The sequence below is a fragment of the Citrobacter sp. KTE30 genome, from assembly GCF_000398825.1.
GTDB lineage: Bacteria > Pseudomonadota > Gammaproteobacteria > Enterobacterales > Enterobacteriaceae > Citrobacter > Citrobacter freundii.
This window is the reverse complement of sequence record NZ_KB976055.1, coordinates 2386613-2407096: the sequence shown is the minus strand read 5'-3', so window position 1 is coordinate 2407096 and position 20484 is coordinate 2386613. Positions and strand designations below refer to the sequence as shown.

The 20484-nt window shown below is 48.9% G+C and carries 18 protein-coding genes, 2 tRNA genes and 1 other RNA gene; 12 read left to right on the top strand and 9 right to left on the bottom strand.

Annotation, left to right across the window (positions count from 1 at the left end; all coding sequences use genetic code 11):
- Window positions 1-47: 47 nt before the first annotated feature.
- The 5 genes from WC1_RS11650 to WC1_RS11665 all read right to left on the bottom strand — a co-directional run bounded on the left by WC1_RS11650 (window position 48) and on the right by WC1_RS11665 (window position 1939).
- Window positions 48-132, bottom strand: a tRNA-Tyr gene (locus WC1_RS11650).
- A 36-nt stretch (window positions 133-168) separates the two neighbouring features.
- Window positions 169-300: non-coding RNA, RtT sRNA (locus tag WC1_RS23725), on the bottom strand.
- A gap of 44 nt (window positions 301-344) precedes the next feature.
- A tRNA-Tyr gene (locus WC1_RS11655) sits at window positions 345-429 on the bottom strand.
- A 156-nt stretch (window positions 430-585) separates the two neighbouring features.
- Window positions 586-1428 carry a formyltetrahydrofolate deformylase gene (purU, locus tag WC1_RS11660; protein WP_003020737.1) on the bottom strand — a complete coding sequence of 281 codons (843 nt, stop codon included), beginning with the start codon at window positions 1426-1428 and terminating at the stop codon, window positions 586-588.
- A gap of 55 nt (window positions 1429-1483) precedes the next feature.
- Complete coding sequence (locus WC1_RS11665; protein WP_016150345.1) at window positions 1484-1939, bottom strand: YchJ family protein; 456 nt, start codon at window positions 1937-1939, stop codon at window positions 1484-1486.
- A 111-nt stretch (window positions 1940-2050) separates the two neighbouring features.
- Between WC1_RS11665 and rssA the strand changes: the two genes are divergently transcribed.
- The 3 genes from rssA to galU all read left to right on the top strand — a co-directional run bounded on the left by rssA (window position 2051) and on the right by galU (window position 5179).
- Window positions 2051-2962, top strand: coding sequence for a patatin-like phospholipase RssA (rssA, locus tag WC1_RS11670; protein WP_003020732.1), 912 nt, complete (start codon window positions 2051-2053; stop codon window positions 2960-2962).
- Between the two features lie 90 nt (window positions 2963-3052).
- Window positions 3053-4066 (top strand): two-component system response regulator RssB, encoded by a 1014-nt coding sequence (gene rssB, locus WC1_RS11675; protein WP_003841305.1) that lies wholly within the window; start codon window positions 3053-3055, stop codon window positions 4064-4066.
- A 204-nt stretch (window positions 4067-4270) separates the two neighbouring features.
- Entirely contained in the window at window positions 4271-5179 is a 909-nt protein-coding gene (gene galU / locus WC1_RS11680; RefSeq protein ID WP_003020727.1) for a UTP--glucose-1-phosphate uridylyltransferase GalU, read from the top strand.
- Between the two features lie 136 nt (window positions 5180-5315).
- Here galU and hns read toward each other — a convergent pair whose 3' ends face one another.
- Window positions 5316-5729, bottom strand: coding sequence for a histone-like nucleoid-structuring protein H-NS (gene hns / locus WC1_RS11685; protein WP_003020723.1), 414 nt, complete (start codon window positions 5727-5729; stop codon window positions 5316-5318).
- 610 nt (window positions 5730-6339) lie between these two features.
- Between hns and tdk the strand changes: the two genes are divergently transcribed.
- Window positions 6340-6957, top strand: coding sequence for a thymidine kinase (tdk, locus tag WC1_RS11690; RefSeq protein ID WP_003020720.1), 618 nt, complete (start codon window positions 6340-6342; stop codon window positions 6955-6957).
- 236 nt (window positions 6958-7193) lie between these two features.
- Here tdk and adhE read toward each other — a convergent pair whose 3' ends face one another.
- Complete coding sequence (gene adhE, locus WC1_RS11695) at window positions 7194-9872, bottom strand: bifunctional acetaldehyde-CoA/alcohol dehydrogenase (RefSeq protein ID WP_003020717.1); 2679 nt, start codon at window positions 9870-9872, stop codon at window positions 7194-7196.
- 487 nt (window positions 9873-10359) lie between these two features.
- On the opposite strand from adhE, the gene ychE reads away from it, so the two are divergent.
- The 7 genes from ychE to WC1_RS11730 all read left to right on the top strand — a co-directional run bounded on the left by ychE (window position 10360) and on the right by WC1_RS11730 (window position 18284).
- Window positions 10360-11007: an NAAT family transporter YchE gene (ychE, locus tag WC1_RS11700; RefSeq protein WP_003020714.1), complete on the top strand. Its 648-nt coding sequence runs from the start codon at window positions 10360-10362 to the stop codon at window positions 11005-11007.
- 771 nt (window positions 11008-11778) lie between these two features.
- Window positions 11779-13410 carry an oligopeptide ABC transporter substrate-binding protein OppA gene (gene oppA, locus WC1_RS11705; RefSeq protein WP_016150344.1) on the top strand — a complete coding sequence of 544 codons (1632 nt, stop codon included), beginning with the start codon at window positions 11779-11781 and terminating at the stop codon, window positions 13408-13410.
- A gap of 122 nt (window positions 13411-13532) precedes the next feature.
- Window positions 13533-14453 carry an oligopeptide ABC transporter permease OppB gene (gene oppB, locus WC1_RS11710; protein ID WP_003020708.1) on the top strand — a complete coding sequence of 307 codons (921 nt, stop codon included), beginning with the start codon at window positions 13533-13535 and terminating at the stop codon, window positions 14451-14453.
- A 14-nt stretch (window positions 14454-14467) separates the two neighbouring features.
- Entirely contained in the window at window positions 14468-15376 is a 909-nt protein-coding gene (gene oppC / locus WC1_RS11715; protein WP_016150343.1) for an oligopeptide ABC transporter permease OppC, read from the top strand.
- Window positions 15377-15387: 11 nt separating this feature from the next.
- On the top strand, window positions 15388-16401 hold the full coding sequence (gene oppD / locus WC1_RS11720) for a murein tripeptide/oligopeptide ABC transporter ATP-binding protein OppD (protein WP_003833364.1): 1014 nt from the start codon (window positions 15388-15390) through the stop codon (window positions 16399-16401).
- A complete protein-coding gene (gene oppF / locus WC1_RS11725; protein ID WP_003020696.1) occupies window positions 16398-17402 on the top strand; it encodes a murein tripeptide/oligopeptide ABC transporter ATP-binding protein OppF in 1005 nt (334 codons plus the stop codon). Before oppD ends, oppF begins: the two co-directional genes overlap by 4 nt.
- Window positions 17403-17447: 45 nt before the next feature.
- The gene (locus WC1_RS11730; RefSeq protein WP_003020693.1) at window positions 17448-18284 is read left to right on the top strand and encodes an ion transporter; all 837 of its coding nucleotides are present in this window, start codon (window positions 17448-17450) and stop codon (window positions 18282-18284) included.
- A 37-nt stretch (window positions 18285-18321) separates the two neighbouring features.
- Here WC1_RS11730 and WC1_RS11735 read toward each other — a convergent pair whose 3' ends face one another.
- Together WC1_RS11735 and cls are read right to left on the bottom strand one after the other, a co-directional pair.
- The gene (locus tag WC1_RS11735; protein WP_003020691.1) at window positions 18322-18651 is read right to left on the bottom strand and encodes an HI1450 family dsDNA-mimic protein; all 330 of its coding nucleotides are present in this window, start codon (window positions 18649-18651) and stop codon (window positions 18322-18324) included.
- Window positions 18652-18685: 34 nt separating this feature from the next.
- Complete coding sequence (gene cls / locus WC1_RS11740; protein ID WP_003020687.1) at window positions 18686-20146, bottom strand: cardiolipin synthase; 1461 nt, start codon at window positions 20144-20146, stop codon at window positions 18686-18688.
- A gap of 142 nt (window positions 20147-20288) precedes the next feature.
- On the opposite strand from cls, the gene WC1_RS24720 reads away from it, so the two are divergent.
- Window positions 20289-20462, top strand: coding sequence for a YciY family protein (locus WC1_RS24720; RefSeq protein WP_003020684.1), 174 nt, complete (start codon window positions 20289-20291; stop codon window positions 20460-20462).
- Window positions 20463-20484 lie beyond the last annotated feature (22 nt).

Here is a 20484-nt window from a genome sequence, read left to right as displayed (position 1 = left end):
ATTTGGGGCATTGCAGATTGATTTTGTGTTGGTGCTTTATGAAGTGATGGTGGTGGGGGAAGGATTCGAACCTTCGAAGTCGATGACGGCAGATTTACAGTCTGCTCCCTTTGGCCGCTCGGGAACCCCACCAGGGGTATACTAATTTTGTGAGTCTAAAAGAATGAATGGTGGTGGGGGAAGGATTATTCGTCGCTTCGCTCCTCACCCTTCGGGCCGTTGCCGTTGGCAACGTTTTCTCGCTTTCGCTCGAGTCGAACCTTAATCGAAGGTTCTCACCCTTCCCCGACAAGTGCAAACTTCTGTATTGCTCACCGGGATAACTACATCGCTGTAGTAAATAATGGTGGTGAGGGAAGGATTCGAACCTTCGAAGTCGATGACGGCAGATTTACAGTCTGCTCCCTTTGGCCGCTCGGGAACCCCACCACGGGGTAATGCTAATTACTGGCCTGCTTCCGTTGGAAGCGGGGCGCATCATATCAAATGATGCGCCCCTGTAAAGCATTCCGTTGATAAAAAAGAACTGGTTGCCTGATTTTTACACGTAAAGATGTAAAGGTAACCAATTAACTTATCAATCGATTACAGAATAATCGTTCGGTTACCGTAAACAAAGACGCGCTGAGCCAGAACCTGATACAGCGCACGGCTTAAAACATTTTTTTCAACGTCGCGACCCGCGCGCATCATATCTTCGGCAGTGTAGGTGTGATCAACATGGATCACGTCCTGCATAATGATTGGGCCTTCATCAAGGTTATCATTTACGTAGTGGGCCGTCGCGCCGATGATTTTCACGCCGCGCTCATAAGCTTGATGGTACGGGCGAGCACCAATGAATGCTGGCAGGAATGAATGGTGAATATTGATAATTTTATTTGGGAAGCGTGAAACAAATGTCGGGGTCAGAACGCGCATGTATTTAGCCAGCACGACATAGTCCGGCTGATGGGCGTCGATAGCGTCAGCCATTTTCTGATCATGTTCGTCACGTGTTAAACCTTCATGGCTGACCAGCTCAAACGGAATATCAAACCGTTCAACCAGAGGACGCAACGTCTCGTGATTGCCGATCACCGCGGCGATTTCAACATCCAGCCCGCCATAATTGGCCTTCATTAACAGATCGCCCAGGCAATGCGCTTCCTTAGTGACCAAAATGACGATGCGGCGGCGGCCTGCTGGGGTTAATTCACGAATTGAGCCTTCAGGTAAGGCGCTGTCCAGATCGGCAAGCAGCGTGACGTCGTTAAAAATGCCCTCCAGTTCGGTGCGCATAAAAAAGCGTCCGGTGCGGTGGTCCACAAACTCATTGTTCTGCACGATGTTCAGTTCATGCTTGTAACAGATATTCGTAATGCGCGCGATCAGACCTTTTTGGTCCGGGCAAATAGTACGCAGCACTTTTCTTTGTAATGAATGCATTTGCAGCGGTGATCCTGTTGAGAATGTTTGCAAAATTGATACTGTCGGGCGTTGATTAGCCGCAGCACTTTTTAAATTTTTTACCGGAGCCACAAGGGCAGGTATCGTTTCGTCCAATTTGAGGGCGTGTACCGTCTATATAGTACCACTGACCGTTTTCTTTTAAAAAACGAGAGCGCTCGATAATTGCACCTGTTTTACCTTGTTCAGAAAACCGCGCGACAAAACTGACATAGCCGATATCTTCTGTGTCTGCCGTCTCTTGTTCAAAAACGGTCAGTCCGAGCCATTCTGTATGACTAAATCCTGCGATAATGTCGTCGCGAAACGAGGCCGCATGACAATCTGGATGCCAGGTTTTGATCAGGTAATCTGCGTCTTTCATCACAAAAGCACAGTAACGAGAACGCATGAGGTGTGACGGCGTAGGTGCTACTTGCGCGCCGGACACATAACGGTAGCAACATAGGCTATACTCGACAGCGCTACCACAGGGACAAAGCTGAGACACAAAGTACTCCCTGGAATATAAAAACGGCGTAAAAACGCCAGAGTGGCACTATGTTAACTGAGCGGTAGCGATGTTGCTACGTCTGCAAGCCAGGGGAAGTTTGTACGTATAATGAGAAAAATAAAAATTGGGCTGGCGCTAGGTTCCGGCGCGGCGCGAGGTTGGTCGCATATTGGGGTTATTAAAGCCCTTAAGCATATGGGCATCGATGTTGATATCGTGGCAGGGTGCTCCATCGGTTCGCTGGTTGGCGCTGCCTACGCCTGCAATAAGTTGCCTGCTCTTGAAAAGTGGGTATGTTCTTTCAGCTATTGGGATGTTTTACGGCTGATGGATCTCTCGTGGCGCAGGGGAGGTTTACTGCGCGGTGAACGGGTATTCAATCAGTACCGTAATGTCATGCCGGTAGAAGCAATTGAGCAATGCACACGCCGTTTCGCAACAGTTGCTACTAATCTGAGTACGGGGCGGGAGCTGTGGTTTACCGAAGGTGATTTGCATCTGGCTGTCCGAGCCTCCTGTAGTATTCCTGGTCTGATGTCTCCCGTGGCGCATAATGGTTACTGGCTGGTCGATGGCGCGGTGGTGAATCCCGTCCCAGTATCCCTGACTCGTGCGTTGGGGGCCGATATTGTTATCGCGGTCGACCTGCAACACGATGCGCATCTCATGCAACAAGATTTACTCTCCTTCAACGTCAATAGCGATGCCGAATCGGGTAATGATGCTGACGAGCTTTCATGGCATGCCCGTCTGAAAGAGCGATTGAGCAATATTACGGCCAGGCGTGCGGTCACGGCACCGACGGCGATGGAGATCATGACGACGTCTATTCAGGTTCTGGAAAATCGTCTGAAACGTAACCGCATGGCCGGCGACCCTCCAGACATACTGATTCAGCCGTTTTGTCCACAAATATCCACGCTGGATTTTCACCGCGCCAGTGCAGCAATTGCTGCCGGGCAGTTGGCGGTCGAGAAGAAAATGGATGAACTTCTACCCCTGGTGAAAACCAACGTCTAACGCATTTTTTATCAACACTTAAGCTAATTCTGACAGGCGTGAGTGGCAATAGCATGCCACTATTTATTAAAGCCAGTCAGGGGGGAGAATATGACGCAGCCATTGGTCGGAAAACAGATTCTTATCGTTGAGGATGAGCCGGTATTTCGCTCACTCATGGACTCATGGTTTTCCTCTTTGGGAGCGACAACGGCGGTGGCTGGCGACGGGCTTGAAGCACTTGAACTACTTGGACACTTCACACCAGACCTGATGATTTGCGATCTGGCTATGCCAAGAATGAACGGCCTCAAACTGGTTGAGTATCTACGCAATCGTGGCGATCAGACCCCGATACTGGTGATTTCTGCGACGGAAAACATGTCCGACATAGCCAAAGCGCTACGACTCGGGGTGGATGATGTCCTATTGAAGCCGGTGAAAGACCTTAATCGCTTGAGAGAAACCGTCTTTGCATGTCTTTATCCCAACATGTTTAATTCACGCGTAGAAGAAGAAGAGCGGCTGTTTCGCGACTGGGATGCGATGGTGGACGATCCTGCCGCCGCCGCGAAGCTGCTAAAAGAATTACAGCCTCCAGTGTCGCAAGTGATTTCGCACTGTCGCATTAACTATCGACAATTGGTAGTAGCGGACCAACCGGGGCTGGTGCTGGATATTGCGCCGCTGTCGGATCATGACCTTGCATTCTATTGCCTTGATGTGACGCGGGCAGGGGATAATGGTGTTTTGGCTGCATTATTATTGCGGGCGCTATTTAATGGTCTACTGCAGGAGCAACTGACACAACAAAATCAGCGGTTGCCGGAGTTAGGTACGTTATTGAAACAGGTAAATCATTTGTTGCGGCAAGCAAATTTACCAGGGCAGTTTCCCTTGCTGGTGGGGTATTACCACAGCGGATTAAAAAATCTGATTCTGGTATCTGCAGGGCTGAATGCGACATTAAATACAGGTTCCCACCAAGTGCAAATCAGCAATGGCGTTCCGCTGGGTACCTTAGGTAATACGTATCTTAATCAGTTGAGCCAACATTGTGAGTCATGGCAATGCCAAATATGGGGGGCGGGAGGGCGTCTGCGCTTGATGTTGTCTGCGGAATGAACAATTGAGAGGCGTGCAAATGAAATTGGTTCACCCTCCCCGTGCTGTAAGTGCTACTATCAGCGCCAGATTTATTCGTATTTATCTTAATTATACCGACGCGCGTCCTTTTCAGACCAGAAGTTTGTCGCTGTACTGATATACTCGGATGCGATACAGAATGATGAACACGTTCAATACATGAACAGTCCAGGAGAGTTTTAAATGGCTGCCCTTAATTCAAAAGTCAAAAAAGCCGTTATCCCAGTTGCGGGATTAGGAACCAGGATGTTACCGGCTACGAAAGCAATCCCGAAAGAGATGCTACCGTTGGTTGATAAGCCATTAATTCAGTACGTCGTAAACGAATGTATTGCTGCGGGCATCACTGAAATTGTACTTGTAACTCACTCGTCTAAAAATTCTATTGAAAACCACTTCGATACAAGCTTTGAACTTGAAGCGATGCTGGAAAAACGTGTAAAACGTCAGCTTCTGGAAGAAGTGCAATCTATTTGCCCGCCGCATGTGACTATTATGCAGGTGCGTCAGGGTCTGGCAAAAGGTCTGGGCCACGCAGTATTGTGCGCGCACCCTGTGGTTGGCGATGAACCGGTTGCTGTAATCCTGCCGGACGTAATTCTTGACGAATACGAATCTGATTTATCCCGCGACAACCTTGCCGAAATGATTCATCGTTTTGATGAAACAGGTAGCAGCCAGATTATGGTTGAACCGGTAGAAGATGTTACGGCTTATGGTGTTGTTGATTGTAAAGGCGTTGAATTATCCCCGGGCGAAAGCGTCCCGATGGTTGGCGTGGTTGAAAAACCAAAAGCTGATGTAGCGCCTTCTAATCTGGCCGTTGTGGGTCGTTACGTTCTTAGTGCCGATATCTGGCCTCTGCTGGCTAAAACCCCTCCGGGAGCGGGTGATGAAATTCAGCTGACAGATGCAATCGATATGCTGATTGAAAAAGAGACGGTTGAAGCTTATCACATGAAGGGCAAAAGCCATGACTGTGGTAATAAACTGGGCTATATGCAGGCGTTCGTCGAATATGGTATTCGCCATAATACTCTCGGCGCTGAATTTAAAGCCTGGCTGGAAGACGAGATGGGTATTAAGAAGTAACCTTCTGGTATTATCTGGTCAGAACGGCGCTGTATTAACAGCGCCGTTTTTTTATACCTAATCCGAGTAGGGCTGAGCGAAGTACCAGTAAAAAAAATCCCGCCAATGGCGGGATTTTAAGCAACGTATTTCTGAATTATTCCTTGATCAGGAAATCGTCCAGTTGTTTACCTTGCTCTTCCATCGCTTTTTTGATCACTGCCGGTGTACGACCCTGGCCAGTCCAGGTTTTAGTTTCACCGTTTTCGTCAACATAGCTATATTTAGCCGGACGTGCAGCGCGTTTAGCTTTGGTGCCAGATTTAACAGCAGCCATGCTATTCAGCAGTTCGTTCGGATCAATGCCGTCAGCGATCAGCATTTCACGATATTGTTGCAGTTTACGAGTGCGTTCTTCAACTTCAGCGGCAGCAGCGCTTTCTTCTTCGCGACGCTCGCTAACTACAACTTCTAATTTTTCCAGCATTTCTTCAAGCGTTTCCAGAGTGCATTCTCTTGCCTGCGCACGAAGAGTACGGATGTTGTTCAGAATTTTAAGTGCTTCGCTCATTGTAGTAATCTCAAACTTATATTGGGGTGGTTTGTTGAGCTAATAATAGAGCGATAAATTCAGTTGTGCAATAGCCAGGAATGTAAGGAATTCAAAATTGCGCTTTATTTAGTAACAGAATTAATTCTCCTGTCTTAAATTCCCCATGATGTTGGGCATAAAAAAGGCTTATTGGCGAGGGGGCTTCTCAGCGGTTGAGAGTAGAAATTCAAGATTCAGGTCACATTTTATGGTGTACAAATAGTATCTCTTTGCAGTGATTTCAACCTTTTGTATTAGTTTTGCTTACGTGAATTCGCTAATACATGGTGAGAGTGGGTAGATTCAATAACAATATGGGAAGGGTTTCTTTATTGCCGTATGATGATAAGTGACATTGATAAATTTCATGAGCACTATTTGCGAAAGAGAGTGTATATACGCGTCCGAGCTCGGGCCGTATGGTCGATGGTTGTATGCTCTCTAACAACCTGCTACTTAAATTCAGGCGGCACTGAGCGAGGTTGCCCGCGCATTTATACGCCTTTGGGCGCAACGCTACACCGACACTTTCGTGAAATATGATACAATCCCGCGCATATTTATTTCCCCATGTGAGGGCCTTTGGTCAATGGCACAGCTATATTTTTACTATTCTGCAATGAATGCCGGTAAGTCGACTGCATTGCTGCAATCTTCGTACAATTATCAGGAACGTGGGATGCGTGCTGTTGTATATACAGCGGAAATTGATGACCGTTTTGGTGCTGGAAAAGTAAGTTCACGTATAGGTCTGTCGTCGCCTGCAAAATTGTTTAACCAAAATTCATCTTTGTACGAAGAGATTCGTGCTGAAAATGAGCAGCAAAGAATTCACTGTGTACTGGTTGATGAGTCGCAGTTTCTGACTCGACAACAGGTTTATGAATTATCTGAAGTTGTCGATCGGCTGGATATTCCTGTGTTGTGCTATGGCTTACGCACAGATTTCCGTGGTGAATTATTTGGCGGCAGCGAATACCTGCTTGCGTGGTCAGATAAGCTCGTTGAATTAAAAACCATTTGTTTCTGTGGGCGTAAGGCCAGCATGGTTTTACGTCTTGATCAGTCTGGAAGGCCCTATAACGAGGGCGAGCAGGTGGTTATTGGCGGGAATGAACGCTATGTGTCGGTATGCCGTAAACACTACAAACAGGCGCAGTCTGAGGGCTCTCTGACGGCGATACAAGAACGACACAGCCACGATTAACCTGCAGGCTTCTGAGCGCTTATAAACACAGGGTAGGCCGGGACATTCGTCAATATTCTCTACCCTGTCAGACTCTCTTCTGACGGCTATTCTCACATCTTCCTGAATACATCTCTTACCGTCCCATTCTATTCACATGGTTAAATTGGGGATCACTCAATTTTCATAACACAAGACGAAACAAAACGGTCCCAACTGGGACCGTTTATAGTGAAACTAAAACTTATCTGAGAAAATTAAGCGGATTTCTTCGCTTTCTTTTCTGCTTTCGGTGCAGCTACTGCTTCAGTCTTAGCGGTGGTCTGGCCTTCGCTGTACTCACGACCGTAGTATGTATCCAGCAGGATCTGTTTCAGTTCAGCAATCAGCGGGTAACGTGGGTTTGCACCAGTACACTGGTCATCAAACGCATCTTCAGACAGTTTGTCCACGTGTGCCAGGAAGTCAGCTTCCTGAACGCCAGCTTCACGGATAGACTTAGGAATACCCAGCTCAGCTTTGATTTCTTCCAGCCAGCCCAGCAGTTTCTGGATTTTCGCGGCAGTACGGTCGCCCGGTGCGCTCAGACCCAGATGGTCTGCGATTTCAGCGTAGCGACGGCGTGCCTGCGGACGGTCGTACTGGCTGAATGCAGTCTGTTTAGTCGGGTTGTCGTTCGCGTTATAACGAATAACGTTGCTGATCAGCAGGGCGTTCGCCAGACCGTGAGGAATGTGGAACTGAGAACCCAGTTTGTGCGCCATTGAGTGACATACACCCAGGAAGGCGTTAGCAAACGCGATACCGGCGATGGTTGCTGCACTGTGTACACGCTCACGTGCTACCGGGTTCTTAGAACCTTCATGGTAGGACGCCGGCAGGTTTTCTTTCAGCAGTTTCAGCGCTTGCAGAGCCTGACCGTCGGAGAACTCAGAAGCCAGTACGGAAACGTAAGCTTCCAGAGCGTGAGTGACGGCATCGAGGCCACCGAACGCACACAGGGACTTCGGCATATCCATCACCAGGTTGGCGTCAACAATCGCCATATCCGGAGTCAGCGCATAGTCTGCCAGCGGGTATTTCTGCCCAGTTGCATCGTCAGTAACAACCGCAAACGGAGTCACTTCAGAGCCGGTACCGGAAGTGGTGGTGACGGCGACCATCTTCGCTTTCACACCCATTTTCGGGAACTTGTAGATACGTTTACGGATGTCCATAAAGCGCAGCGCCAGTTCTTCGAAGTGAGTTTCCGGGTGCTCGTACATAACCCACATGATTTTCGCGGCGTCCATCGGGGAACCGCCGCCCAGCGCGATGATTACGTCTGGTTTGAAGGAGTTAGCCAGCTCAGCACCTTTGCGAACAACGGTCAGAGTCGGGTCAGCTTCAACTTCAAAGAACACTTCGGTTTCAACACCAGCAGCTTTCAGAACGGAGGTGATCTGGTCTGCATAACCGTTGTTGAACAGGAAGCGGTCGGTCACGATCAGCGCACGTTTGTGACCATCGGTAATCACTTCATCCAGTGCGATTGGCAGAGAGCCACGACGGAAGTAGATAGATTTCGGAAGTTTGTGCCACAACATGTTTTCAGCTCGCTTAGCAACGGTTTTCTTGTTGATCAGGTGCTTAGGACCAACGTTTTCAGAGATGGAGTTACCACCCCAGGAACCACAACCCAGAGTCAGGGAAGGTGCGAGTTTGAAGTTGTACAGGTCACCGATACCACCCTGAGAAGCTGGGGTGTTGATCAGGATACGTGCGGTTTTCATCATCTGGCCGAAGTAAGCAACACGTTCTGGCTGGTTGTCCTGGTCAGTATACAGGCAAGAGGTATGACCGATACCGCCCATCGCAACCAGTTTTTCAGCTTTAATGACTGCGTCTTCGAAGTCCTTCGCACGGTACATTGCCAGTGTCGGAGACAGTTTTTCATGCGCAAACGGTTCGCTTTCATCGACAACCGTCACTTCACCGATCAGAATCTTAGTGGTTTCTGGTACGGAGAAGCCTGCCAGTTCAGCAATCTTGTATGCCGGCTGACCAACGATAGCTGCGTTCAGCGCGCCATTTTTCAGGATAACGTCCTGGACTGCTTTCAACTCTTTGCCCTGCAGCATGTAGCCGCCGTGAGTCGCAAAACGCTCACGTACTGCATCATATACAGAGTCAACCACGACGACAGACTGCTCAGAAGCACAGATTACGCCGTTATCGAAGGTTTTAGACATCAGAACAGATGCAACAGCACGTTTGATATCAGCGGTTTCGTCGATAACAACAGGGGTGTTACCTGCGCCTACGCCGATAGCCGGTTTACCGGAGCTGTATGCCGCTTTAACCATGCCTGGACCACCGGTCGCAAGGATCAGGTTGATGTCCGGGTGGTGCATCAGCGCATTAGACAGTTCAACGGAAGGTTGATCGATCCAGCCGATCAGATCTTTCGGTGCGCCAGCAGCGATTGCTGCTTGCAGAACGATGTCTGCTGCTTTGTTAGTTGCATCTTTTGCACGCGGATGCGGAGAGAAGATGATGGCGTTACGGGTCTTCAGGCTGATCAGTGATTTGAAGATCGCAGTAGAAGTTGGGTTAGTGGTTGGAACGATACCACAGATGATACCAATTGGTTCCGCAATAGTAATGGTACCGAAAGTGTCGTCTTCAGACAGCACACCACAGGTTTTTTCATCTTTGTAAGCGTTGTAAATGTATTCAGAAGCAAAGTGGTTTTTGATCACTTTATCTTCGACAATACCCATGCCGGATTCGGCAACGGCCATTTTCGCGAGAGGGATTCGAGCGTCTGCGGCAGCCAGAGCGGCGGCACGGAAGATTTTGTCAACCTGTTCTTGAGTGAAACTGGCATATTCACGCTGGGCTTTTTTTACGCGCTCTACAAGTGCGTTAAGTTCAGCGACATTAGTAACAGCCATGATGCTCTCCTGATAATGTTAAACTTTTTTAGTAAATCATCTGCTCGATACGAGAGTATAGACAGACCGACGAAAATTTGTGTAACGGTTTGAAAATCAAACGGTTAATTAACGTCCACTTTACTTTGATTTACTAAAAGAGCTTATACGCTAGTGCCAGTTAACTCTAACGCGTTACCTCCAGGTGGCGTAAGCAAGATTACTCACTTCTGAGTAGTAATTGCGTGATCTGGATCAAAAATTCGCAAAGCTGACACCTTTCAGCAGGCCCTTTTAGCGTTTCTCGTCAAGTGTTAATAAATTGACGTAATGAATGCTAATAACGTTAGCATAATTAATACATATTAATAACACTGAGTATTGGTAGCGTATTTACGTAGATATACGAAGATAGAAGGTGAAGTATGCTGACAAAAGGCGTATCTTCAGCGCGGATTTTATCAATTTTTATGACTCATTTTATCCGGCTAACGCTTCGGAGCTAACCGTGATCCAAACGCTATTTGATTTTCCTGTCTATTTTAAATTTTTCATTGGGTTATTTGCGTTGGTCAACCCGGTAGGGATCATCCCTGTCTTTATCAGTATGACCAGTTATCAAACTGCTGCAGCGCGAAACAAAACCAACCTTACGGCAAACCTGTCAGTCGCTATCATTCTGTGGACTTCGCTGTTTCTTGGTGATGGTATTCTGCAACTTTTCGGTATCTCAATAGATTCGTTCAGGATTGCCGGCGGCATTCTGGTTGTGACTATCGCGATGTCAATGATTAGCGGAAAACTAGGGGAAGATAAACAAAACAAACAGGAAAAATCAGAAACCGCAATCCGTGAGAGTATCGGCGTTGTACCGTTGGCATTGCCGTTGATGGCGGGACCGGGGGCGATAAGCTCAACTATTGTTTGGGGTACGCGATATCACAGTGCGATTAACCTGTTTGGCTTTTTTGTCGCGATTGCGCTGTTTGCCCTGTGCTGCTGGGGGCTGTTTCGCATGGCGCCATGGCTGGTACGACTGTTGGGACAAACTGGCATCAACGTCATTACGCGTATTATGGGGCTACTGTTAATGGCCTTGGGTATCGAATTCATTGTTACAGGTATCAAATCCATTTTCCCAGGTTTGCTGGCCTGATATCTCTCTTCTGTACAAACGGAGTCGGTCCCGGCTCCGTTTCCTTTCATTATCAGTAAAACTTCTCACTAAAGTTGAAAATCAGCATAGTGATAATAAAAAATGCTGATGGTTATTCATTTGTTTATTCATTGATTTTATGAATGTAACACTCATCCATCTGCCAGAGAGAGCCTGATATCGCTGTTATTTAATTAACATCATACTCTGGGGCTTGCTGTAGGATTATCGAAATGTTATTAGTTATTTCAGCGTTTTTTTCAGTTGAATGTGCTAATTAATAACCAATTGTTAAATTTATGTGCATTTTGACGTGGTGTTGACACCTGACAGGGTAGTTAACACCTGTCTTGATGTAATTTATTGTTTTTCATGGGTTTATTATAGAAAACCTTCATTCGTAAGACTTTCTTTGTGAGATTTATTTCCAATAAAAGAGAATTGGTTAACAAATTTGTAAAATGTATTGGCGGTTAAGAAACGCATTTGATACTTTCCGGCCAGGTATTATGCAGAAGAATTCACGTTGATGAGAATCATTTGCAGTTAGTTTCTCTCAACAGGGTAATAGCGTGTTTCCGGCAGGGGAGGCACGTAGATAATCGACGTAAGGCAGTCATACGAACCGCCAGAATAAATAAAGTCGGTGATAGCAAGCAGTAAAACAAAAAACGACCTGACGGCAGAAAATCTCCGGTGCCGTACAGTGATCCTGACAGGATTAACAGTCTGGTTAAAAAACCAGCCATAATAATGAGGGAGTACAACACAATGACTAACATCACTAAAAAAAGTTTAGTAGCTGCGGGGATCTTAACTGCGCTAGTCGCTGGAAATGTTGCCACGGCGGCAGTAGTGCCAGCGGGTGTGCAGCTTGCTGAAAAGCAGACTCTGGTGCGTAATAACGGTTCGGAAGTGCAGTCACTCGATCCCCACAAAATCGAAGGTGTACCTGAATCCAACATTAACCGTGACCTATTTGAAGGTTTATTAATCAGTGATGTCGATGGCAAACCATCGCCTGGCGTGGCTGAAAAATGGGAAAATAAAGATTTTAAAGTCTGGACATTCCATCTGCGTAAAGATGCTAAGTGGTCTGACGGCACGCCTGTTACCGCGCAAGATTTCGTGTATAGCTGGCAACGTTTGGCTAATCCAAATACTGCATCACCGTACGCCAGTTATTTGCAGTACGGTCATATCGTCAATATTGATGATATTATCGCCGGTAAAAAACCGATCACCGATCTCGGTGTAAAAGCTCTCGACGATCATACTTTTGAAGTCACCCTCAGCGAACCTGTTCCTTATTTCTACAAACTGCTTGTGCACTCTTCCGTTTCACCGGTTCCTAGAGCTGCTGTTGAAAAATTCGGCGAGAAGTGGACCCAGCCCGCTAACATCATTACTAACGGTGCGTATAAACTGAAAGACTGGGTTGTGAACGAGCGCATTGTGCTTGAGCGTAATACCAACTATTGGGACAACGCCAAAACGGTTATTAACCAGGTAACTTACCTGCCTATTTCTTCTGAAGTGACTGACGTTAACCGCTATCGCAGCGGTGAAATCGACATGACCTATAACAACATGCCGATTGAGTTATTCCAGAAACTGAAAAAAGAGATCCCGAACGAAGTCCACGTTGACCCGTATCTGTGCACCTATTATTACGAAATCAATAACCAGAAAGCACCGTTCAACGATGTTCGTGTTCGTACCGCCCTGAAGCTGGCGTTGGATCGTGACATTATCGTCAATAAAGTGAAAAACCAGGGTGACCTGCCGGCGTATAGCTTTACTCCTCCATACACCGATGGCGCGAAACTGGTTGAGCCAGAGTGGTTCAAGTGGTCTCAGGAAAAGCGTAATGAAGAAGCGAAGAAACTGCTGGCTGAGGCCGGATATACCGCTGAGAAACCGCTGACCTTTGACCTGCTGTATAACACTTCAGATCTGCATAAGAAGCTGGCTATTGCCGCGGCATCTATCTGGAAGAAAAATCTGGGTGCTAATGTGAAGCTGGAAAACCAGGAGTGGAAAACGTTCCTCGATACGCGCCATCAGGGCAACTATGATGTTTCACGTGCGGGCTGGTGTGCGGACTATAACGAACCGACGTCCTTTCTGAATATGGTGCTGTCCGACAGCTCCAATAATACCGTCCACTATGAGAGCCCGGCATTTGATAAGCTGATTGCGGATACGCTGAAAGTGACTGATGAAGCGCAGCGCAGCGAACTGTATTCGAAAGCGGAACAGCAACTGGATAAAGATTCTGCGATTGTACCGGTTTATTACTATGTCAATGCCCGCCTGGTGAAACCATGGGTTGGCGGATACTCCGGTAAAGACCCGATGGATAATATCCACGTTAAAGACTTGTATATTATCAAGCATTAATGGCAAGACGTGGGGCAATCATTTTTGCCCCACAGTGTCTTTTTTCTTCGAACTATTAATACCGCTTTACCTGAACGTCGGGGTTAAAGAGGTATAAAGGCACACGCCAGAAGGTACGGGCAATGTTAAAATTCATATTACGTCGCTGTCTGGAAGCGATTCCGACGCTGTTTATTCTTATTACGATTTCATTCTTTATGATGCGCCTTGCGCCCGGAAGCCCATTCACCGGGGAACGCGCGTTACCGCCAGAGGTGCTGGCGAATATTGAAGCGAAATATCATCTTAACGATCCTATCTCGACGCAGTATTTCAGCTATCTGAAACAGCTGGCGCATGGCGATTTTGGACCATCCTTTAAATATAAAGACTACACGGTTAACGACCTCGTTGCTTCGAGTTTTCCGGTTTCTGCGAAGCTGGGTGCGGCAGCCTTTATTCTGGCGGTACTCGTCGGCGTTAGCGCCGGGGTGATAGCCGCGCTGAAGCAAAATACACGTTGGGATTACACGGTGATGGGGGTGGCAATGACTGGGGTAGTTATCCCCAGTTTCGTGGTCGCTCCCTTATTGGTCATGATATTTGCCATAACCTTGAAATGGCTGCCCGGCGGGGGCTGGAACGGTGGGGCGTTGAAATTTATGATCCTGCCAATGGTGGCCTTGTCACTGGCCTACATCGCCAGTATCGCTCGTATTACTCGTGGTTCGATGATTGAAGTGCTGCACTCTAACTTTATTCGTACCGCGCGCGCCAAAGGGCTGCCGATGCGGCGGATTATTTTCCGCCATGCGTTAAAACCTGCGCTGTTGCCAGTGCTGTCCTATATGGGACCGGCATTTGTCGGCATTATCACTGGTTCGATGGTTATTGAAACCATCTATGGTTTGCCTGGCATTGGTCAGTTGTTCGTCAACGGCGCGTTAAACCGCGACTATTCGCTGGTTCTGAGTCTGACCATACTGGTGGGTACGCTGACCATCGTGTTTAACGCGATTGTCGATGTGCTGTATGCCGTTATCGACCCGAAAATTCGTTACTGATACTGGAGCTCGCTATGATGTTAAGTAAGAAAAACAGCGAAGCGCTGGAGAATTTCAGTGAAAAGCTGGAGGTCGAAGGCCGCAGCCTGTGGCAGGACGCGCGTCGACGCTTTATGCATAACCGAGCTGCGGTAGCAAGCCTGGTGGTGCTGGTAATTATTGCGCTGTTCGTGACGCTCGCGCCGATGCTGTCGCAGTTTACCTACTTCGATACTGACTGGGGCATGATGTCCAGTGCGCCGGATACGGAATCAGGCCACTATTTCGGTACTGACTCGTCGGGACGTGACCTCTTGGTGCGCGTGGCGATTGGCGGGCGCATCTCACTAATGGTCGGCATTGCGGCGGCGTTGGTCGCGGTGGTTGTCGGTACGCTGTACGGTTCTCTGTCGGGCTACCTCGGCGGAAAAATCGACTCGGTGATGATGCGTCTGCTGGAAATTCTCAACTCCTTCCCGTTCATGTTCTTCGTGATCCTGCTGGTCACCTTCTTTGGGCAAAATATCCTGCTGATTTTTGTCGCTATCGGGATGGTCTCCTGGCTGGATATGGCGCGTATCGTGCGTGGACAAACGCTGAGCCTCAAGCGCAAAGAGTTTATTGAAGCGGCGCAAGTGGGTGGGGTGTCTACCGCGCGTATCGTTATCCGCCATATTGTGCCGAACGTGCTGGGTGTGGTGGTGGTATACGCTTCATTGCTGGTGCCGAGCATGATCCTGTTTGAATCCTTCCTGAGCTTTTTGGGATTAGGTACGCAGGAGCCGTTAAGTAGCTGGGGCGCTCTGCTCAGTGATGGTGCCAACTCAATGGAAGTCTCACCATGGCTGCTGCTGTTTCCGGCAGGTTTCCTGGTGGTCACTTTGTTCTGTTTTAACTTTATTGGCGATGGCTTGCGTGATGCCCTCGACCCGAAAGACCGTTAAGGAGTGCAGCCATGAGCGTAATTGAAACCTCAACCGCGCCGCTCGCGCAACAACAGGCTAACGCACTGCTGAACGTAAAAGATTTGCGTGTGACGTTCGCTACCCCCGACGGCGATGTAACTGCGGTCAACGATTTAAACTTTTCTCTGCGAGCTGGAGAAACGCTGGGTATTGTCGGAGAATCCGGCTCAGGTAAATCGCAAACGGCCTTTGCCCTGATGGGCCTGCTGGCGGCTAATGGTCGTATCGGGGGCTCCGCTACGTTCAACGGACGTGAAATTCTGAACTTACCGGAACGTGAACTAAACAAACTGCGCGCCGAGCAGATCTCGATGATTTTCCAGGACCCGATGACGTCTCTCAATCCGTACATGCGGGTCGGGGAGCAGTTGATGGAAGTTCTGATGCTGCATAAAGGCATGAGCAAAGCGGAAGCTTTTGAAGAGTCAGTCAGAATGCTGGATGCGGTGAAAATGCCGGAAGCGCGTAAGCGCATGAAAATGTATCCGCATGAATTCTCCGGTGGTATGCGTCAGCGCGTAATGATCGCTATGGCGTTGCTGTGTAGGCCCAAATTACTGATAGCCGATGAACCGACCACTGCGCTCGATGTGACGGTACAGGCGCAAATCATGACGCTGCTGAATGAACTGAAAAGCGAATTCAACACCGCGATTATCATGATCACCCACGATCTGGGGGTTGTTGCCGGTATTTGCGATAAAGTTCTGGTGATGTACGCCGGTCGTACTATGGAATACGGCAGTGCGCGGGATGTCTTTTATAAGCCCGTTCATCCGTATTCGATTGGTTTGCTGAATGCCGTACCTCGTCTGGATGCAGAAGGAGAAGAGATGCTCACGATCCCGGGCAACCCACCGAACCTGCTGCGTCTGCCAAAAGGCTGTCCGTTCCAGCCGCGTTGCCCGCATGCGATGGAAATCTGTAGCAGTGCTCCGCCACTGGAGGAATTTAGTCCAGGCCGTTTGCGCGCCTGCTTTAAGCCGGTGGAGGAACTGGTATGAATGCGGTAACCGAACAACGTAAAGTGCTCCTTGAGATTGCTGACCTTAAAGTCCATTTCGATATTAAAGATGGCAAACAGTGGTTCTGGCAACCATCTAAAACCCTTAAGGCAGTTGATGGCGTAACCCTGCGACTGTATGAGGGCGAAACCCTGGGCGTGGTCGGTGAATCAGGCTGCGGGAAATCGACCTTTGCCCGTGCGATTATCGGCCTGGTGAAGGCCACCGATGGAAAGGTTGCCTGGCTGGGTAAAGATTTACTCGGCATGAAACCCGATGAGTGGCGGGAAGTACGCAGTGATATCCAGATGATTTTCCAGGATCCGCTGGCATCGTTAAACCCGCGCATGACCATTGGTGAAATCATTGCCGAACCGCTGCGTACTTATCATCCGAATCTTCCTGGTCAGGAAGTCCGCGATCGTGTGAAAGCGATGATGATGAAGGTAGGATTACTGCCCAACCTGATTAACCGCTACCCACATGAGTTTTCAGGTGGCCAGTGTCAGCGTATTGGTATTGCCCGCGCGCTGATCCTCGAACCGAAGTTGATTATCTGCGATGAACCCGTTTCGGCGCTGGACGTGTCAATCCAGGCCCAGGTGGTTAACCTGCTGCAACAACTTCAGCGAGAAATGGGATTATCGTTAATCTTCATTGCCCACGACCTCGCGGTGGTTAAACATATCTCCGACCGTGTGCTGGTTATGTATCTCGGACATGCGGTGGAATTAGGGACCTATGACGAGGTGTACCATAACCCGCTGCATCCTTATACCAAAGCGCTGATGTCTGCGGTGCCGATCCCCGATCCGGATCAGGAAAGGAACAAGGTTATCCAGTTGCTGGAAGGCGAGTTACCGTCCCCGATTAATCCTCCTTCCGGTTGCGTGTTCCGTACGCGCTGCCCGATTGCAGGGCCGGAATGCGCAAAAACGCGCCCGGTTCTCGAAGGAAGTTTCCGACACGCAGTTTCCTGCCTGAAAGTAGACCCGCTATAATTCCGAGGGCTGACAAAAGTCAGCCCTTTTTTTGGTGAGGTATCTGTGCCAGGTTTAGTCTCTTCTGTCCGCCGCGCGCTCTTTCGCAAATTATTCGATTTAAACACCCGTTCAGGGCGTCGCTTTGAAGGTATGTGCGCGCTATTCGCCTTGCTCAGCGTTATTGTTATCTTCATTGAGTCCGGAGTAGGGACGCAATACCATTTAACCTTTGAGGAATGGCGCGTTTTTGTCTGGCTGGAGATCTTTATTACTCTGGTCTTTACTCTCGAATATCTTCTGCGCTTATGCTGTTGGGCCAATCCCGCCAAATATGTGTTTAGTTTCTGGGGGATAGTTGACCTTGCCACCATTCTGCCGCTGTATGTGATGTGGCTATGGCCGGAAATCAGTCTGAGTTATGTTTTCGCCTGGCGGGCGATGCGTGTCCTGCGCGTCCTGCGTATTCTCAAGCTGTTGCGCTTTATGCCTTCTCTACGGGTGTTCTGGAATGCGTTAAAAAGTGCCCGACATCAGCTGATGTTGTTCTATTCCTTTATCGCCATTCTGATGGTGGTTTTTGGTGCGATGATGTATCTGATTGAAGGGCCAAAATATGGATTTACTACGCTGAATGCGTCGGTGTATTGGGCGATTGTTACTGTAACCACCGTCGGCTATGGCGATATCACCCCGCACACCCCGTTGGGGCGCATGGTGGCGTCCGTGCTTATCCTGATTGGTTACTCGGTGATTGCGATACCGACGGGATTGATTACCACGCACATGAGCAGTGCGTTCCAGCATCGCGGGCACCAACGAAAATGTCCCCAGTGTCAGCAGGCGCAGCACGAACATAGCGCGCAGTTTTGTAACCGTTGCGGAAGCAAACTACCGGGCTAAAAATGAAAAAAGCTGCGAGAGCAGCTTTTTTGTTTGATTATTCGCGCCAGAGAATATGGCAGAGCTTATGATCTTTTTCGCGACATAATAAAACGCGCGCAAAAATATCGTTAATCTCGCCGTCTTCTGTATCTGCCAGACCAATCACCACTTCGGCAAAGAAATCAGGGTTCAGGTCAAAATCAACATGCTCCTGCCAGTCTTCTGCCGGATCGAATAACTCGGCACCGCCGCGTTCTTCAAACTGCAAATTGAACAGAATGATATCTGCCGGATCGAGGTTATCCGCAGCCAGTTCGAGAAAAATGTCGTAAGCCTGCTCAAGCGTTTCGTCTTCGGTCAGGCGATTGTTCAAATCCATATCCATAATGACTACCTGTTTACTGTCTGATGGGCACGTTTTACAGCAACGGACTAAAGAAGTAAAACAGTCGCTCTGCTATCCGCTGCCAGAGTGGTCGTTTTACCCACAAACGGGCATCAAGCAGGCGGGAACGCGAAATATAATCATCCTGCACGGCGGCGAGATCGCCGCCGAATCCGGCATCGTCAATGACCAGCGTGATTTCAAAATTGAGCCACAGACTGCGCATATCCAGGTTAACGGTACCGACCAGGCTCAGCTCGCCATCGACCAGTACGCTCTTGGTGTGCAGCAGGCCGCCTTCGAACTGATAAATTTTAACGCCAGCTGCCAGCAACTCAGTGAAAAAGGCCCGGCTTGCCCAGCCAACCAGCAGGGAATCATTCTTACGTGGAAGAATGATACTGACGTCGACCCCGCGCTGTGCTGCCGTACAAATTGCATGCAGCAAATCGTCGCTGGGAACAAAGTAGGGCGTGGTCATAATTAAATATTCGCGCGCTGAATAAGCTGCGGTTAACAGCGCCTGATGAATCAAGTCTTCTGGGAAACCAGGACCCGAGGCAATTGTGTGAATGGTGTGCCCGCTGGCCTGCTCAAACGGCATGATATTGACGTCCGGCGGCGGGGGCAAAATGCGCTTTCCGGTCTCAATTTCCCAGTCGCAAGAATAGACGATGCCCATAGCGGTGGCTACCGGGCCTTCCATTCTTGCCATTAAATCAACCCATTGCCCAACGCCTGCATCTTGTTTGAAGAAGCGCGGATCGACCATGTTCATGCTGCCGGTATACGCAATGTAGTTGTCGATCATGATCATTTTGCGGTGCTGACGCAGGTCCATACGGCGTAAAAATACACGCATCAGGTTCACCTTCAGCGCTTCTACAACCTCGATACCTGCGTTACGCATCATCGCCGCCCAAGGGCTGCGGAAGAACGCCACGCTGCCGGCGGAGTCCAGCATCAGGCGACAGTGAATGCCACGCCTTGCGGCAGCCATTAACGACTCGGCTACCTGATCGGCCATACCACCCGGCTGCCAGATGTAGAACACCATCTCTATGTTGTGGCGCGCCAGTTGAATATCACGGATCAGCGCCTGCATCACGTCATCTGAACTGGTGAGCAGCTGCAGCTGATTTCCCTTAACGCCGGCGATTCCTTGACGACGCTCGCACAGTTTAAATAAGGAGGAGGCGACGCTGCTGTTTTCCTGCGCAAAAATATGCTTACAGGCTTTAAGATCGTTCAGCCACTTGGCCGTTGACGGCCACATTGCCCGGGCGCGTTCGGCGCGGCGTTTACCCAGGTGGAGCTCACCGAAGGACAGATAAGCAATGATCCCTACCAATGGCAGAATATAGATGATCAAAAGCCAGGCCATTGCGGAGGGCACTGCGCGTCGTTTCATTAGAATGCGTAATGTTACGCCAGCAATGAGTACCCAGTAACCCAGAATGACCAGCCAACTCACCACGGTGTAGAAGGTTGTCATAAATTTAAAAATCCTTTTGAAAGCGTATTGTTAAGAGTTTACGCATCAGGATTAATCTGGCAAATAAAAACACGGGAAAACCGCTGGTCTGCATTCGGTGTGGCGTTATAATGGCCACTCAGTGACTGAAAGAGTAGTAAACATGAAGCGTAGTAGAACGGAAGTGGGACGCTGGCGGATGCTGCGTCAGGCTAGCCGCCGTAAAGCACGTTGGCTTGAAGGACAATCGCGTCGTAATATGCGTATCCACACTATCAGAAAGTGCATTCTCAACCATCAACGCAACTCGTTGCTGTTTGCGATCCACAGCATCTGATCCCAAAAGGGCACCGCTGGCG

Excerpts from the sequence above, each read along its gene's own strand:
- purU (WP_003020737.1), bottom strand. The coding sequence starts at position 1,428 with ATGCATTCATTACAAAGAAAAGTGCTGCGTACTATTTGCCCGGACCAA.
- rssA (WP_003020732.1), top strand. The coding sequence starts at position 2,051 with ATGAGAAAAATAAAAATTGGGCTGGCGCTAGGTTCCGGCGCGGCGCGA.
- rssB (WP_003841305.1), top strand. The coding sequence starts at position 3,053 with ATGACGCAGCCATTGGTCGGAAAACAGATTCTTATCGTTGAGGATGAG.
- galU (WP_003020727.1), top strand. The coding sequence starts at position 4,271 with ATGGCTGCCCTTAATTCAAAAGTCAAAAAAGCCGTTATCCCAGTTGCG.
- hns (WP_003020723.1), bottom strand. The coding sequence starts at position 5,729 with ATGAGCGAAGCACTTAAAATTCTGAACAACATCCGTACTCTTCGTGCG.
- tdk (WP_003020720.1), top strand. The coding sequence starts at position 6,340 with ATGGCACAGCTATATTTTTACTATTCTGCAATGAATGCCGGTAAGTCG.
- adhE (WP_003020717.1), bottom strand. The coding sequence starts at position 9,872 with ATGGCTGTTACTAATGTCGCTGAACTTAACGCACTTGTAGAGCGCGTA.
- oppA (WP_016150344.1), top strand. The coding sequence starts at position 11,779 with ATGACTAACATCACTAAAAAAAGTTTAGTAGCTGCGGGGATCTTAACT.
- oppB (WP_003020708.1), top strand. The coding sequence starts at position 13,533 with ATGTTAAAATTCATATTACGTCGCTGTCTGGAAGCGATTCCGACGCTG.
- oppC (WP_016150343.1), top strand. The coding sequence starts at position 14,468 with ATGATGTTAAGTAAGAAAAACAGCGAAGCGCTGGAGAATTTCAGTGAA.
- oppD (WP_003833364.1), top strand. The coding sequence starts at position 15,388 with ATGAGCGTAATTGAAACCTCAACCGCGCCGCTCGCGCAACAACAGGCT.
- oppF (WP_003020696.1), top strand. The coding sequence starts at position 16,398 with ATGAATGCGGTAACCGAACAACGTAAAGTGCTCCTTGAGATTGCTGAC.
- WC1_RS11735 (WP_003020691.1), bottom strand. The coding sequence starts at position 18,651 with ATGGATATGGATTTGAACAATCGCCTGACCGAAGACGAAACGCTTGAG.
- cls (WP_003020687.1), bottom strand. The coding sequence starts at position 20,146 with ATGACAACCTTCTACACCGTGGTGAGTTGGCTGGTCATTCTGGGTTAC.
- WC1_RS24720 (WP_003020684.1), top strand. The coding sequence starts at position 20,289 with ATGAAGCGTAGTAGAACGGAAGTGGGACGCTGGCGGATGCTGCGTCAG.